This window comes from Chryseobacterium sp. W4I1, assembly GCF_030816115.1.
GTDB lineage: Bacteria > Bacteroidota > Bacteroidia > Flavobacteriales > Weeksellaceae > Chryseobacterium.
In genome coordinates this window covers 594,822-610,575 of sequence record NZ_JAUSXQ010000001.1, presented here as the reverse complement: position 1 = coordinate 610,575, position 15,754 = coordinate 594,822, and the positions used below count along the sequence as shown (strand labels likewise).

The 15,754-nt window shown below is 36.6% G+C and carries 16 protein-coding genes; 12 read left to right on the top strand and 4 right to left on the bottom strand.

The annotated features are described in order from the left end of the window. Nucleotides 1-10 precede the first annotated feature (10 nt). The 10 genes from QF044_RS02940 to QF044_RS02895 all read left to right on the top strand — a co-directional run bounded on the left by QF044_RS02940 (nucleotide 11) and on the right by QF044_RS02895 (nucleotide 9,671). Nucleotides 11-1,204 carry an alanine dehydrogenase gene (locus QF044_RS02940; protein ID WP_307263455.1) on the top strand — a complete coding sequence of 398 codons (1,194 nt, stop codon included), beginning with the start codon at nucleotides 11-13 and terminating at the stop codon, nucleotides 1,202-1,204. Continuing rightward, entirely contained in the window at nucleotides 1,204-1,575 is a 372-nt protein-coding gene (locus QF044_RS02935) for a hypothetical protein (protein WP_307263452.1), read from the top strand. Before QF044_RS02940 ends, QF044_RS02935 begins: the two co-directional genes overlap by 1 nt. Before the next feature lie 225 nt (nucleotides 1,576-1,800). Beyond that, nucleotides 1,801-2,571, top strand: a complete 771-nt coding sequence (locus QF044_RS02930) for a histidine kinase (protein ID WP_307263449.1) — start codon at nucleotides 1,801-1,803, stop codon at nucleotides 2,569-2,571. Continuing rightward, on the top strand, nucleotides 2,549-3,259 hold the full coding sequence (locus QF044_RS02925; RefSeq protein WP_307263446.1) for a LytTR family DNA-binding domain-containing protein: 711 nt from the start codon (nucleotides 2,549-2,551) through the stop codon (nucleotides 3,257-3,259). Before QF044_RS02930 ends, QF044_RS02925 begins: the two co-directional genes overlap by 23 nt. A 107-nt stretch (nucleotides 3,260-3,366) precedes the next feature. Continuing rightward, the gene (locus QF044_RS02920; protein ID WP_307263443.1) at nucleotides 3,367-3,519 is read left to right on the top strand and encodes a hypothetical protein; all 153 of its coding nucleotides are present in this window, start codon (nucleotides 3,367-3,369) and stop codon (nucleotides 3,517-3,519) included. Between the two features lie 152 nt (nucleotides 3,520-3,671). Then, a complete protein-coding gene (locus tag QF044_RS02915) occupies nucleotides 3,672-5,954 on the top strand; it encodes a cation:proton antiporter (RefSeq protein ID WP_307271911.1) in 2,283 nt (760 codons plus the stop codon). A gap of 200 nt (nucleotides 5,955-6,154) precedes the next feature. Continuing rightward, nucleotides 6,155-6,997 carry a prephenate dehydrogenase gene (locus QF044_RS02910; protein WP_307263440.1) on the top strand — a complete coding sequence of 281 codons (843 nt, stop codon included), beginning with the start codon at nucleotides 6,155-6,157 and terminating at the stop codon, nucleotides 6,995-6,997. Between the two features lie 170 nt (nucleotides 6,998-7,167). After that, the gene (locus tag QF044_RS02905; RefSeq protein WP_307263438.1) at nucleotides 7,168-7,440 is read left to right on the top strand and encodes a DUF2089 family protein; all 273 of its coding nucleotides are present in this window, start codon (nucleotides 7,168-7,170) and stop codon (nucleotides 7,438-7,440) included. Between the two features lie 9 nt (nucleotides 7,441-7,449). Then, nucleotides 7,450-8,031: a YIP1 family protein gene (locus QF044_RS02900; RefSeq protein WP_307263436.1), complete on the top strand. Its 582-nt coding sequence runs from the start codon at nucleotides 7,450-7,452 to the stop codon at nucleotides 8,029-8,031. A gap of 5 nt (nucleotides 8,032-8,036) precedes the next feature. Continuing rightward, on the top strand, nucleotides 8,037-9,671 hold the full coding sequence (locus QF044_RS02895) for a serine hydrolase (protein WP_307263433.1): 1,635 nt from the start codon (nucleotides 8,037-8,039) through the stop codon (nucleotides 9,669-9,671). A gap of 185 nt (nucleotides 9,672-9,856) precedes the next feature. Here QF044_RS02895 and QF044_RS02890 read toward each other — a convergent pair whose 3' ends face one another. Next, the gene (locus tag QF044_RS02890; RefSeq protein ID WP_307263431.1) at nucleotides 9,857-11,275 is read right to left on the bottom strand and encodes an L-serine ammonia-lyase; all 1,419 of its coding nucleotides are present in this window, start codon (nucleotides 11,273-11,275) and stop codon (nucleotides 9,857-9,859) included. A 220-nt stretch (nucleotides 11,276-11,495) separates the two neighbouring features. Between QF044_RS02890 and QF044_RS02885 the strand changes: the two genes are divergently transcribed. Continuing rightward, nucleotides 11,496-12,074, top strand: coding sequence for a Crp/Fnr family transcriptional regulator (locus QF044_RS02885; RefSeq protein ID WP_307263428.1), 579 nt, complete (start codon nucleotides 11,496-11,498; stop codon nucleotides 12,072-12,074). 60 nt (nucleotides 12,075-12,134) lie between these two features. Further along, nucleotides 12,135-12,758, top strand: a complete 624-nt coding sequence (locus tag QF044_RS02880) for an FMN-dependent NADH-azoreductase (RefSeq protein WP_307263425.1) — start codon at nucleotides 12,135-12,137, stop codon at nucleotides 12,756-12,758. A gap of 18 nt (nucleotides 12,759-12,776) precedes the next feature. On the opposite strand, the gene QF044_RS02875 is transcribed toward QF044_RS02880, so the two are convergent. The 3 genes from QF044_RS02875 to QF044_RS02865 all read right to left on the bottom strand — a co-directional run bounded on the left by QF044_RS02875 (nucleotide 12,777) and on the right by QF044_RS02865 (nucleotide 15,681). Further along, nucleotides 12,777-14,123, bottom strand: a complete 1,347-nt coding sequence (locus QF044_RS02875) for an ammonium transporter (RefSeq protein ID WP_307263422.1) — start codon at nucleotides 14,121-14,123, stop codon at nucleotides 12,777-12,779. A gap of 107 nt (nucleotides 14,124-14,230) precedes the next feature. Continuing rightward, on the bottom strand, nucleotides 14,231-14,872 hold the full coding sequence (locus QF044_RS02870) for an alpha/beta hydrolase (protein ID WP_307263420.1): 642 nt from the start codon (nucleotides 14,870-14,872) through the stop codon (nucleotides 14,231-14,233). A 179-nt stretch (nucleotides 14,873-15,051) separates the two neighbouring features. Further along, complete coding sequence (locus QF044_RS02865) at nucleotides 15,052-15,681, bottom strand: YceI family protein (protein WP_307263418.1); 630 nt, start codon at nucleotides 15,679-15,681, stop codon at nucleotides 15,052-15,054. Nucleotides 15,682-15,754: the final 73 nt, after the last annotated feature.

Below are 15,754 nucleotides of genomic sequence, written 5' to 3'. Positions count from 1 at the left end.
TAATTTAAGGATGAGTACTACAAACATTTTTACTCCTTTCACCGAAGAAGAATTGATGCCGAAGGAAGAAAAGTTGGAGGTTATAAAGAAAGGAAAGCAATTCAGTATTGGAATTCCTAAAGAAACCTGTCTGAATGAGAGGAGAACCTGCATTACTCCTGATGCGGTACAGGTACTGGTAGAACACGGTCACGAGCTTATTATAGAATCAGGGGCCGGAGAAGGTTCTTTTTTTACAGATCTGCAGTATTCTGAATCTGGAGCAAAAATCACCAATGATCCTAAAGAGGCTTTCGGACAGGATCTTATCTTAAAGATCAATCCTCCTACAGAAGATGAGATTGATTATATGAAACCTAATACTTATCTGGTTTCAGCGCTTCAGATCAACCTCAGAGACAAAGCTTATTTCCTGAAGCTGGCGGAAAGAAAGATCAATGCCATTGCTTTTGAATTTATCGTTGACGAATATAAGCAGCTTGCTTTGGTAAGACTGGTTGGCGAAATTGCAGGAACCGTTTCTGTTTTATATGCATCAGAGCTTCTTGCCCTGTCAAACGGTCTAATGTTGGGTGGTATCACAGGAGTAAGACCTGCAGAAGTGGTTATTTTAGGAGCCGGAATCGTAGGAGAATTTGCTACGAAAGCTGCCATTGGACTTGGAGCAAGCGTAAGGGTTTTTGATAATTCTTTATCTAAACTAAGAAGACTTCACACCTTGGTTGACAGCCGCGTTCCTACTTCAATCATTGATCCCAAGGAATTAAGCAAAGCCTTAAGACGTGCAGATGTAGTGATCGGTGCTCTTCCGAGATTAAATATGACCCCTATCGTTACAGAAGAAATGGTAGTGAAAATGAAGAAAGGCAGTGTCATCATCGATATTACCATTGATAATGGAAAAGTAATTGAAACTTCCGAGCTAACGACTATGGAAGATCCTTATATTATTAAACATGGTGTGATCCATTGCGGACTTCCGAATCTTACATCAAGGATGCCAAGAACTACCACCAAAGCGATCTCTAATTTCTTTCTTTCTTACATCCTGAACTATGATGAAGAAGGAGGTTTTGAAAATATGCTGATTCGCAAAAATGAAATGAAACAGAGTCTTTACATGTACAAAGGAAGACATACTAAAAAAGTGATCTGTGACCGTTTCGGACTTACTTACCATGATATCAATCTTTTAATTTTCTAATGAAAAAAATTAAATTCTTTTTAATAGGCCTTATTCCGGGGCTGATTATTGTATTCTTTATATTGAACAAAAAAGGCGCAAGCTGCAGCGGATATCTTCCAAACAGCCGTGTAATCGCAGAATCCCTGTCTAAAGAGTTTAAGTATTCTGATACCTTTAAAAATGAAATGAATACTTACCAGATTGATGAAAAGTTTGTAAAAGATAGCATCATTACTAAAGGAAAAATAGATTTCGACAGAAGTCATGCGCAGAAAAAACCTTGTCCTGACTATGTTCTTACCTATCCGGAGAAGAACCCTACTTACGAGATCACTTATGAAAAATGTGAGGAAACAGTGACGCTAAATTCTCTGAAAAAGTTGAATTAAATAAAAATTTATTTTAAATATTAAGAAGATCATAGGCTTACTGAAAAAGAACATTTAAGACTTTGAACGTCAAATAATAAGCAACCACTTTATAAAATATCTTTGATTTTTCTTTCATCAATCTTAACAATTTAAAGGTCTTAATGGTTAAATTAAACTGTTTCAAAGGTGTTCAGCATGATCTTATTCATATTAACTGTTAAAAGCACTAAATAATTTTTTTTTATGGAAGGCAATTACTACATGATCCACGATTATCTGATATTCACGGGAGTTTTTGCTATATTCTTCCTGCTTACGGTCAGTATTTACCTTTTTAATCAGAACAGCAGGATCAGACAGAGAAACACCAGACTTTCTGAAGCCAATAAGATCATCGAACAGAAACTGAACGAAGTCCAGCTGGAACATATCGGCACAAAACTAAATCCTCATCTGTTTAAAAATATCCTGAATTCCGTACAGTCACATGCCTACCAGACCTATATGTCCCTGGATAAGCTCGCCAATGTTCTGGATTATATTCTATACGAAAGCAACAATAAATTTGTAAGCCCGAAAGAAGAACTGAATTTTGCATTAAGCCTTATCGAGATCAATAAAATAAAGATCAATCCTCTTTTTGATTTCAGGATAAAATCTAAAGTCAATAAATCGGATGTACTGTATGAAGAAAAAGTCTTTGCCCCGCTGATCTCTGTAGATCTTATCGAAAATGCCTTTAAACACACTGATTTCCTCGCACAGGATTCTTTCATCGCAATCAATCTGGAACTTGAAAACAGGATCTTCACAATGAAAGTCAGCAACAAAGCTTCTTTGAAGAATGTTCTTGAAAAGGAAAACAGCGGTTTCGGGAGCCAATCACTGGATCAGAGGCTTAAAATGATTTACGGCAATCATTATCAGCTAGAGAAAAGCTCAAGAAATGGTATTTTCACGGCAGAATTAAAAATAAATTTAGGAGATTTCTATGATAAAATGCGTTATTCTTGATGATGAGCTGCTGGCGATCAGCTATCTGAAACTTCTGTGTGAACAAATCGACAATGTGGAAGTCGTAAAGGCATTCAATGATCCTAAAATCTTTCTGAGTGAAATAGATCACATTGACTGTAATCTATGCATCCTTGATATTGAAATGCCGGGCATGAACGGACTTCAGGTAGCCGAACTCATTTCCGGTTCCAAAAAAATCATCTTCACAACTGCCTACAAAGAATATGCAGCAGAAGCTTTTGACCTGAATGTTGTAGACTATGTCAGAAAACCGATTAAGAAAGAAAGACTCATCCAGGCCTTCGAAAAAGCAAAAGAGCTGGTAGACGTTCCCCACAAAAAAGATCTCATCGAATGGAATACCAATATCGGCAGAACCGTCATTTTCACAGAACAGATCGCCTACATCAAAACATCGGAAATCGACAGTCGCGACAAAGATATTATCCTGAATGACGGAACCACGATTGTTCTTAAAAACCTAAGTTTTAAAAGCCTTCTTGATATGCTTCCTTCAAAGGATTTTGCCCAGGTGAACAAAAAAGAGATCATTGCTCTCTCTTCTATCAAAGTATTTTCCACCAACGAAATTATTACAACCATTCATTCGGAAGGAGATCAATTTCTTAAACTTCAGATCGGGGAAGCGTATAAACATTCTTTAATGGAGCTCTTCGGAAAGTAAATCCTTCAAACATTTCCGGTTTCACTGCAGAATCCGGCCGCTTCATTACATCAACCTCTTTTAAACACTTTATAGAGCTTATTTTTGCTGCTGATTAAATGATTATAATGAAAAATTATATGTATGCAGTAGGAATTCTCATACCCGGACTCTGTTTTTCCCAGAAAAATGGTTCAAAGGTTAAGACCTCCTTTTTTCGAATTGTAGTGGCCGGATATGTAGATTATGGAGCTTACATCAACCTCACAGGCCAAAGATAAACTTCACCCATAAAGACCTGAAACTGATTGGATATTATTTCAAATAGGCTTTTATTACATTTTTTAAAACATTTATTACATTTTAAAAAGAATAGTATTTAACATCAATATATTCTTTAGAAATTTATACTAAAATTAACGGACTTATGAATTTGAGGAAATACAAAAATATTATCTTCTATGTCAGTACAATTGCATTCTTTTCATGCCTTATGTATTGGTTTTTCATTGAAGGTAAGACATTGGAGGCAGGAGAAAATATTGCTCCCGGCAAAGCAACGGGCGCTGGTATGTGGGAAAATTTCTCAGATTCATTTCTGACGAACCTTCATCATCCATTAGCCCTTCTTTTAGCTCAGATCGTTACCATTATCATGGTTGCCAAACTATTCGGGTGGGTCTGTATCAAGCTGAAACAGCCCTCTGTAATTGGAGAAATGATTGCTGGTATTGTATTGGGGCCATCCCTTTTTGGACTCTATTTTCCGGAACTTTCGGCTTTTATTTTCCCTAAGGAATCACTGCCGAACTTGCAGTTTCTTAGTCAGATTGGTCTGATCCTGTTTATGTATATTGTAGGAATGGAGCTTGATTTGAGCGTCCTGAGAAAAAAAGCACATGATGCGGTGGTCATCAGCCATGCAAGCATCATCATTCCTTTCGCATTGGGAGTTGGACTTTCTTACCTGATTTATAAGGAATTTGCACCGGAAGGTATTCAGTTCAGTTCTTTTGCCTTATTTATAGCCATTGCCATGAGCATTACTGCATTTCCGGTTCTCGCAAGAATTGTTCAGGAGCGGAACCTTCATAAAACAAAAATAGGAACAGTAGTTATTACCTGTGCAGCAGCAGATGATATTACTGCCTGGTGTATTTTGGCTGCAGTGATTGCCATTGTGAAAGCAGGATCTTTTTCAGGATCAGTTTTTGTTATTTTAATGGCTGTTTTGTATGTCTTTGTGATGATTAAAGCAGTGAGGCCTTTCCTTCACAGAATTGCCGAATCACAAAAAGGAAAAGGTTTTATCAGCAAATCACTGGTTGCCGTATTTTTCCTGATACTGATTATCTCATCTTATGCAACAGAAGTTATTGGAATCCATGCGCTGTTCGGAGCATTTATGGCCGGTGCTATTATGCCTGAAAATATAAAATTCAGAAATCTTTTCATAGAAAAAATAGAAGATATTGCTTTGGTTTTATTACTTCCGCTCTTCTTCGTATTTACTGGGTTGAGAACACAGATCGGACTACTGAATGACATTCATCTCTGGAAAATAGGCGGTCTGATTATTCTAACGGCAGTCATCGGAAAATTTGTAGGAAGCGCCCTTACCGCAAAATTCCTGAACCTGAGCTGGAAAGACAGTCTTACAATAGGTGCCTTAATGAATACCCGGGGACTTACCGAACTTATTGTTCTGAATATCGGTTATGATTTGGGAGTATTAGGTCCGGAACTGTTTGCTATGCTTGTGATTATGGCTCTTTTTACCACTTTTATGACAGGCCCTTGTCTTGACCTGATCAATTATCTTTTTAAAGGTAAAAAATCTATGATTGAAGATGATCAAGAAGAGGAAGATGACACCAAATACAGGGTTCTTCTATCTTTTGAAACAATTAAATCCGGAAGTACACTCCTGCATCTTGCAGACAATCTTACACGTAGAATGAATGGCAATAAAAGTGTGACAGCTATGCATATTGCTCCTGTAGATGAACTTCATGCATTTGATATCAATCATTACGAAAAAGAGCAATTTAAAGAGGTTATTGAGACTTCAAATGAATTAGACCTCGAAGTCACCACGCTTTTCAAAGCCTCTACAGATATTGAAAACGATCTTACCGCTATTTCAAATAAGGGAAATTATGACCTTCTTCTGATCATGCTGGGTAAATCTATGTACGAAGGAAGCTTACTCGGAAGACTGCTTGGATTCACTACAAAGATTATTAATCCTGAAAAGCTTCTGAACACGGTAAAAGGCAAAGGAAATATTTTCAATAATTCTCCTTTTGACGATTTTACACTTCAGATCCTTGATAAAACGAATATTCCGGTAGGCGTTCTGGTAGAAAAGAATTTCAAATCCGCAGATAAAGTATTTGTACCCATTTTCAACCTCAGCGATTTTTACCTCCTTGAATATGCCAAAAGGCTGATCAATAATAACAATTCGCAAATTATTATTCTGGATGCTGCGGGACAGATCCGCAATAATATTGAGGTGAAAGAACTGATCAGAAGCATTGAACAGGTAGCTCCTAATCACATCACATTATACAACGAGAAAAAGATCGAGAAAGAATTCCTGAACTCCCAGGATCTGATGCTGGTAAGCAGCAAAAGCTGGAAAAGCCTGATTGATACTAAGAGTCTTTGGCTTTCTGATATTCCTTCGACTTTGATTATCTCTAATCCATAAATTAGGTCATCTTTCCAAAAAAATAATTTGACCCCGGAATATCCTGAGTTTAAAAAATATTTTATACCTTCGCTTTGTGAATTTCAATAACGCAACATATTATTATAGAATTATTAACTCAAATCTGGGCTAGGATTCTTATGAACATAACTTAAACCTCGTCCCAGGACGGGGTTTTTTTATTTTAAAAATTTAGAAAGATGAAAATAAGTATTATTGGTGCAGGTTTAATCGGGGGATCGATGGCTTTAAAATTAAGGGAAAAAGGCATGGCGGATTTCATCTATGGGATCGATAACAACCAGCAGCACATCAATGAAGCACTGAAACTCAGCATTATTGATGCCGGCACAGACCTTGAATATGGAGTGAAAAATGCTGATTTTATAATCGTAGCCATTCCTGTAGATGCTGCCAGAAAGCTTCTGCCCAAAGTGCTCGATCTTGTGTCTGACAAACAGACTGTGATGGATGCCGGATCCACAAAAGCAGGCATTGTAAATGCCGTGAGAAACCACCCGAACCGTTCCAGATTCGTAGCTTTTCACCCAATGTGGGGTACCGAAAATAATGGTCCTACTTCTGCAGTTGCTGAAAGTTTTTCAGGAAAAGCCGGAGTAATCTGCAATAAAGAAGAGTCTGCAGCCGATGCTCTGCAGCTGGTAGAAAAAGTTGCCGAAAATCTTGATATGCACCTGATCTACATGGATGCAGAAGACCATGATATTCATACAGCCTATATCTCACATATTTCACATATCACCTCTTATGCTCTTGCCAATACAGTTCTGGAAAAAGAACGTGAAGAAGAGACCATTTTTCAGCTTGCCAGTTCCGGTTTTTCCAGTACGGTACGTCTTGCCAAGTCCCATCCTGAAATGTGGGTGCCCATCTTTAAACAAAACAAAGAAAATGTCCTGGACGTTCTGAATGAGCATATAACCCAGCTCAGAAAATTCAAGGCGGCACTGGAAAAAGAAAATTATGAATACCTTGAAGAACTGATTACTAATGCGAACCGGATCAGAGGTATATTGAGGTAAATGAAAGTATATTGAAAGGAGAATCGGCTCATAGCCGATTCTCCTTTTTCGCGATTCAGATGGATACTTGTTTTTTTAAGCAACTTATACTTTTTGATAAAAATTTAAATAAAATTAAAAAATATTTTAACTTTATTAAAAAATAAATTACATTTGTAAAAAAACAATCAATGAAACTTCCTACAGTTTGTCCGAGCTGTGACAATACTTTAAATGTAAGCCAAATGAAATGCCCAAACTGTAGCACAGAAGTCAGCGGCGACTACGAACTTCCCGTTTTGCTTAAACTAAACCGTGAAGAACAGGAATTTGTACTCAACTTTTTTCTTTCCAGCGGGAGCATTAAGGAAATGGCCAAGCAGGCCGGACTATCCTATCCTACCATGAGAAACAAAATGGATGACCTCATTACTAAGGTTGATCAGTTAAAAACGAATTTATAAACTACCGTGATGAACTGGAAAACAATTTTTAATCCTTTTGAAAGATTTGATGATAAACTACTGCTTGTTGTAGGGCTTTTTACTGTAGCTGCTGCCATTCTAACAGGATATTGGACGGGTACTTGTTTTAGCAGTATTTATAAGATAAGCAGCTTAGAACAGGTAACTCTTCAAGCTGTAGCTATACCTACTTTGGTCAGTTTTGCTTTTGCTATCGTTGTTCTCTTTATATTGGGAAAGATCCTGAATACCAAAACAAGGTTCATTGATATTGTCAACACTGTATTAATTTCCCAGTTGTTTCTGATTATTTTACAGTCTACAGAGAAGATATCCATTATCAAAGAAGCTCCGAAAAGAGTAATGAGTCATCAGGCAGATCCTTCCACACCACTGCCTGTCTTAGATATTGCAGTAATGTTGACAATGGCATTCTTTACTATTATTATTCTGATTTACAGTATAACCATCTATTACAACGGTTTCAAAACAGCTACCAATATTAAAAAATGGCAGCATATTGTTCTTTTTACGGCTGTATCGCTGATCATGACTTTAATATGCCAAATTTTAACATCTAAATACTTTTAAATAACATGAAAATCAAATTATTATTTGTGCTGGTTTTTCTGGCACATATTTGTCACGCCCAAATCGAAGGAACCTGGAACGGGGAACTTGATATCCAGAATATGAAACTTCCAATAATTCTTAAGGTCAAAAAAGATACTAAAGGATATACTTCTCTGCTTAACAGTCCTAAACAAAGTGACAAAAATATTGAGGTAGATAAAACGGAATTCAGCAATAATGAACTGAGTTTTGACATAAAAAAAATAAATGCGAGCTATAAGGGTATTTTAAGAGATGATCACTTTGAAGGCAACCTAATCCAAAACGGAAAAATTCTTCCTTTAAATCTTTTCAGACATCTTCCTGCTTCTGAAAATCCAGATGTTCAATACCTTAATGGAAAAGCCATTAATAAAGATAAAATAGATAATTTTCTGGATTATATTGGACAGGAAAACCAGAGTATCGGAAGTGTATCTGTTTTCAGGAACGGAATTCAGGAATACCATAAAGATTTTGGCCAGCAGCAGATAAAAGATCTTACGTATAATAAGAATACACAATATCATATAGGTTCTATCAGTAAGATGATCACAGCTGTAATGTTGATGCAGCTTGTTGAAAATGGAAAACTAAACCTGAATGAAAAACTTTCAAAGTTTTATCCCGGAATCCCAAATGCACAAAAGATCACCATTCATCAGATGTTGAATCACACTAGCGGACTTGGTGATTATGTAGGTGAACCGAAGGATAATTGGCTTTTTGGGAAAACGGTAGGTGATAAAGCTATTATTGCCACAATCAAAAAACAGGGTACAAGCTTTGAGCCGGGAAAGAAAATGATGTACTCTAATTCAGCCTACTTTCTTTTAAGCAGGATCCTTGAAAAACTTTACGCCCAGCCTTATAATATAATTTTAAAAGAACACATTACTGAAAAAGCAGGAATGAAATACACATTTTCTGTATTGGATAATCCTAAAAATGTTTTTAAATCCTATAAATTCACTGATAGCAGCTGGAAAGAGGTTCCCGATTTCAATTTCCATAATTGCATAGGACTGGGTGATATTGTCTCTACTACAGAGGATATGAATATTTTTATGAACGCTCTATTCAATGGCAGTTTCATTAAAAAAGAAACCCTTGAAATGATGACCTCTAACAAGGAGGAGAAGTTTTTCGGACCCGGAATTGTGAAGGTGCCTTTCTATAACATTATTGCTTATGGCCACGGCGGTGATACTGCCGGCTCACACTCTATACTAACTTATGAACCAAAAGACAAACTTGCTTTTGCGGTAACAATAAATGGAGAAAACCTTCATCATAATGATCTTTACATTGGAATTCAAAATCTTCTTTATGGAAGAGATTACAAATATCCATCATCTGTTGAAGGAAAACAAGATTCCGGATTGGAAAAATATGCTGGAGAATATGAATCTAAAGACATTCCGGTTCCATTGAATGTATTTTCTAAAAACGGAGTGTTATTTGCACAAGGAAAGGGACAGCCGGAATTTCCATTGAAAAATATTGAGAAAAATAAATTCAGTTTCGAAGGAGGTATTACGATTCTATTTATCACTGAAAACAATCAGATGCAACTGACTCAGAACGGAAAAACTTATGTATTCAATAAAAAACAGTAGTGCTTCTAACCATACTAAAGATGATTTTGAGGAAGCTGGAATTACTGTTGACTAATTTTAACTTTACCGTAGAATTTGCATAAATCATAGTAATAACATCCTTTTCAAGCTTTCAGACATCATCTATTCCCATAAAAAAACCTTAGATTCTTATCTAAGGTTTTTTATAAATTAATGATTTTCTTTTAACATTCAGGAACATTTACCGCAATGGCAAGTCCACCTTCTGAAGTTTCTTTAAAACGGTCATTCATGGATAAAGCTGTTTCCCACATCGTCTGGATCACTTCATCCAGCGTTACTTTGGCTTTCGCAGGATCGCTTTCCAATGCGATATTAGCAGCTGTGATCGCTTTCATGGCACCCATTGTATTTCTTTCGATGCATGGGATCTGCACCAGTCCTTTGATCGGGTCGCAGGTCAGTCCAAGGTGATGTTCCATTGCAATTTCTGCTGCCATCAATACCTGTCCAATGCTTCCTCCTAAAATTTCTGTAAGTCCGGCCGCAGCCATAGCAGATGAAACTCCAATTTCTGCCTGACATCCGCCCATCGCAGCAGAAATCGTTGCATTTTTCTTAAACAGGGTTCCTATTTCTCCGGCTACGAGTATAAATCTTACAATATCATCTTCACTTACTGACTCTGTAAAAGCCTGAGAATACATTAAAACGGCAGGAATTACACCACTGGCTCCATTGGTAGGTGCTGTGATAATTCTTCCGAAACTGGCATTTTCTTCATTCACTGCCAAAGCAAAACAGGCGATCCATTTATTAATATTGGTGAAGTTTTCTTCTGCATCGACTACCAACTGGAACCATTCGTCGATATTTTTATAGATTTTGTCTCCTAAAAGCTTTCTGTTGATTCCTGCAGCCCTTCTGGTTACATTTAAACCTCCGGGAAGGATACCTTCTTTATTGACTCCTTTGTAGATGCATTCTTTAATATTCTTCCAGATATTCAAAGCTTCCTGTCTGGTTTCTTCCTGGGATCTCCAGCTTTCCTCATTGATAAGGATTAAGTCTGAAAATTTTTTGAATCCTAATTTTTCAGAGTATTTTATAATGTCAGAACCGTGATGGCAAGGATAAAGGGTGCGTACACATTGTTTTTCTATGGAATTCTTTTCCTGACTGGCAATAAAACCGCCCCCTACAGAATAAAAATCCTGAACAAGTTCTGTTCCATCTTCAAAAACCGCTTTAAAGATCATTCCGTTAGGATGAAAATCAAGGGACTTCTGCATATTTAAAACCAGGTGATATCCGTAGATAAAAGGAATTTCTTTTTCTCCACCCAGATTAATGATTTGGTCTGTTTTTATCTTCTCAATTTTTTCATCAATTTTTGAAGTATTGATGGTGGTGAAATCTTCACCATTTAATCCAAGCATTCCGGCAATATCGGTCCCGTGACCAATCCCCGTTTTTGCTAAAGAACCGAAAAATTCAAGAAAAACCTCCTTCACTTCCGCAATAGATCTTTCCCTTTTTATAATTCTGATAAATGCAGACGCCGCATTCCATGGGCCCATCGTGTGCGAACTGGATGGTCCTATTCCTACTTTAATAATCTCAAATACTGATATTGATTCCATACAAGATTCATCATTTTTCCTCTTAACAAAGATACGTGATAAATCCAATAAAAAACACTGTCAGGCTTAGTATTACAAACTATTCATCCGAAAATAAGAACAAAGCCTGCAATTAATATTTTTGTAAATTAGCTGATAACGAAACATCTCTCTTTCTTAATCTTGGATTGGAATACAGCCTCTGCATTTAATCTAAAATTCTTTAGTCTTATTATCGGAAATGGAAACATTAATTAAGAATATCTCAAAGCATGTAAAGCTAAGTCCGGAGGAAATTTCAGTTTTTAAAGGATTCTGGACAGAAAAAACATTGGAAAAAGGCGAGCTTCTTTTAAGGAACGGTGAGATCTGCCGTTATGACAACTACATTATTTCAGGTGCCTTAAAAGCTTTCTGCATCAATCCTGAAAATGGAAATGAAGAAATTCTTTTTTTAGCAATTGATGATTGGTGGGCGACTGACATCCATAGTTTTTCCAGGCAAAAAGTATCGATCTACAACATACAGGCTATAGAGAAAACGCATCTTCTGCAGATCAGTCATCAGTCTTTTCAAAAACTGCTGCAGGAAATTCCCTCTTTGGAAAAATATTTCAGAATTATTTTAGAGGGTTATCTTGGAACGCTGGAAAAGCGAGTGGTATTTAATCATATGCACAAGGCCGAACAGAAATACCTTGACTTTCTGGAAACTTATCCTGATATCGTCTCCAAAATTCCTCAATATCTGATCGCCTCTTATCTGGGGATCTCTGCAGAATTTATAAGCCGTATCCGGAAAAAAAATAAATACTCTTGAACCAGATCAATTTTTGTGAAATTAATTATCAAGAATTTTGTCTCTATAAATGTATAGCAAATGAAACTATTGATTATTAATGCAAGCGTAAGGAATACCAAATCTTACAGCCGCAAGCTCACTTCTCTTTTTGTAGAAAACTGGAAAAAGAAGCATCCTCTTGATGTATTTACTTACAGGGAAACCGGAATTGATATTATTCCCAACATTGATGAACACTGGATTGCAAGTGCTTTTATAAAGCCTTCGCAAAGAACGGAAGAAAATCAAAAAGCTTTAAAACTAAGCAACGAACTGATTCAAGAACTTAAAGAAAATGACATCTACGTCATAGGAACACCTATGTATAACTGGTCTATTCCGGGCGGTTTAAAGGCTTATATCGATCAGGTAATGCGCATCAATGAAACCTGGAAATTCAGATCAGGAGTTCCTGACGGAGATTATGTCGGTCTCCTTGAATATAAGAAAGTTTTTATCTTATCGAGCAGAGGTGACACGGGTTATGGTGAAAATGAAAAAAATGGACATATGAACTTCCAGACCACTTATCTGAAACATATATTTGGCATCATGGGAGTAAAAGATATTAGTGTTTTCTCATTGGATAATGAAGAATTCGGAGGTGAAATATTCGAAAATTCTAAGACTGAAATCTTTAATACCATCAATTCAATCAATTAGGAGAATTTCCAGCAAAAATCACCACTTTAAGCTTTCTTCATGTTGCGAAATATCCAGACCTTTATTTTCTGATTCTTCGGAAACCCTTAAAGTGATGATTCGGTTCGTTATTTTATACAAAATCAAAGACCCGAAGAAAGCAAACGCAGAAACCAATATAAGAGCTACCATATGATGGGCAAAAACGTTAACACCACCATGAAGAAGACTGGCATTTTCACCATGGGCGAAAATAGCGGTTAATATCATTCCCATGATCCCGCCTACTCCATGACATGCAAAAACATCCAGTGTATCATCAATCTTTTTGAGCTTCTTCCAATTCATCATGAGATTGGAAACAATGGCTGAAATAAATCCTATAAAAAGACTTTCAGGAATAGAAACAAAACCGCATCCGGGAGTAATGGCAACCAAGCCTACCACTGCACCAATGCAGGCTCCCAATGCGGATACACTTCTGCCGTTTATTCTGTCAAAAAAGATCCATGTCATCATGGCAGAAGCAGACGCAATGGTTGTAGTTCCAAATGCTATTGCAGCAGTAGCATTAGCGCTCAGGGCAGATCCCGCATTGAATCCGAACCATCCGAACCACAACATACCGGTTCCTAAAAGAACATAAGGAATATTGGAAGGCTCATGATGTGGGTTTTTCCTTTTCCCAAGAACCAAAGCTCCTGCCAGAGCTGCAAAACCGGCACTCATATGGACTACGGTTCCGCCAGCAAAATCTTTTAACCCAAAGTATTTATTCAAAAGTCCATCCGGATGCCATACCATATGACAAAGCGGCGTGTAGATGAAAAGGCTGAAAAGTACCATGAAAAGGAGGTAAGAGATGAAACGTACACGTTCAGCAAAGGAGCCTGTAATAAGAGCGGGAGTGATGACTGCAAATTTCATCTGAAAAAGAGCAAAAAGCACAAAGGGAATGGTAGAGGCCATCATTTTATGAGGCAATACACCTACCCTGCTGAAAAACGGATAACTTAGGGGATTTCCAATAATTCCGTAATGCACACCATTAATTTCAAAGCCTAAGGAATCTCCGAAGGACAGGGAAAAACCAACGACTACCCACAACATAGAAATAACACCGAGTGCTATAAAACTCTGGAGCATGGTAGAGATCACATTTTTTTTCCCAACCATTCCTCCATAAAAGAATGAAAGTCCGGGTGTCATCAGCAGAACAAGTCCGGCTGCTGCAAGAATCCAGGCTACATCAGCGCCTACGATCTTATCTTCACTCAGAAATTCGCCTGTATTGGGAAAATCAACAATAGGGCTCCAGAATAATCCTCCGAAAGCTACAAGACAAATAATTGAAAATGAAACAATCCACTTTAAACCAATTTTCATAAAATTTACATTTAACCCTATCAAAATTAAACATAAATTTTATAAAAACATATATTTTAAAAACAAATACCCCATTAAAATTTAATGAATACCTAAAGTAAATTATTTTAAGCAAACACTTCTTTCAATATTTTTGAAACTTCTTTGGATTTTGTGGCCGGAAAAAGATGGGTTCCGCCTTTAATAACATAATCCGGTTTTGAATATTTAATTGGAAAAACAATATCCTTATCGCCCAATATCTGGATGACCTCTGGAATTTCTTCAAATTTCCATTCTGAAACCTTCTCTACAGACCATTTGAGGTAGTAAGGATCTCTGACTCTGAAATACTCAAGGATCTTTGGATTTTTAGGATCAAAAAGTTTCCGGATCACAGAATAGACATTTGCTGCTTTATCATTAAACATGCCTACAGGAAGAATTCTTGGAAGTTTTGTAATTTCTCCGGTTCTTATAAATCTGGATTTTTCTTTATCAGATTTAATGCTTCCCATAATGACTACTTTTTGGGCAGGCTTCAGTTTATTAATCTCCTGTACCATTATTCCTCCAAAGGAATATCCCAACAGGCAGAACGGCTCTGAATCGTCTATTTTCTCCGCCATTCTCGCAACATAGGAATGAAAGGACTCATTTTTCTCGGGAATAAGCCAGTCTATAAAAATCACTTCACAGTTCTCGGGAAATTCCAGTCTTTCCAATACTTTAAAATCTGCTCCGAGGCCACTTACTACATAAATTTTCATAATACTAATTTAGGAAAAACATGGTAAATGATGTAGATTTAATTTTGATTGTATATATTTTTGAACCGTTAGATTAAAAAGGCTTTAAGAATATTAAGATGCACTTTATTTCAAATGAAAACATAAAAAATGGGCAGTTCATATAAACCGCCCATTATCATATTGATTGTATATTTTACCTATTTCTTTTTCTTCACAGGAACTCTGTTTTCATTATCCAGTTTTTCTGTAGAAACTTTAAACTGGAAATCCATTTCGTCCTTGATGAAATAATCTTTCAGTGAAGACTGGTAGAATACTTTGAAGTCTCTTCTGTTCAGTGAGAATTTAGCAGACTCTATCACTACTGTAAACTGGGTTACATAGGCATTCGCCGGGAAAGAGATGGTTTTTCTTACGCCTTTGATGGTAATATCACCATATATTGTAGAATTGTACTCACTGTTTGCTAAAGGAATAATTTTGGTCAAGTGGAATTTTGCAATCGGGAACTTTTTAACTTCAAAGAAATTGGTGCTTTTCAGTTCATTGGTAAGCTTGATCTGATCTTCTTCAGAAACATCTCCAGCCATCATGCTCCTCATATCGATGATAAATTCTCCGTCTACAAGAACCGTTTTGTCAAAATTGAATTTTCCGCTTTTCAGCTTTACTGTTCCTGAATGTGAAGAGGCTTCAGTTTTTACAACTTTATATCCCCACCACCTGATCTCCGATGAAGTTACTTTTGAAACCTTATCAAACTTCTTCTGTGCAGAAACAAATGATATGCTCACACACATCATAGCAAACAATAGTAATCTTTTCATTCTTTTTTATTTACAATTCAACAAAAATAAAAAAAAGTGTAGAACTTCTACACTTTTAATAATCTTTTTTTGA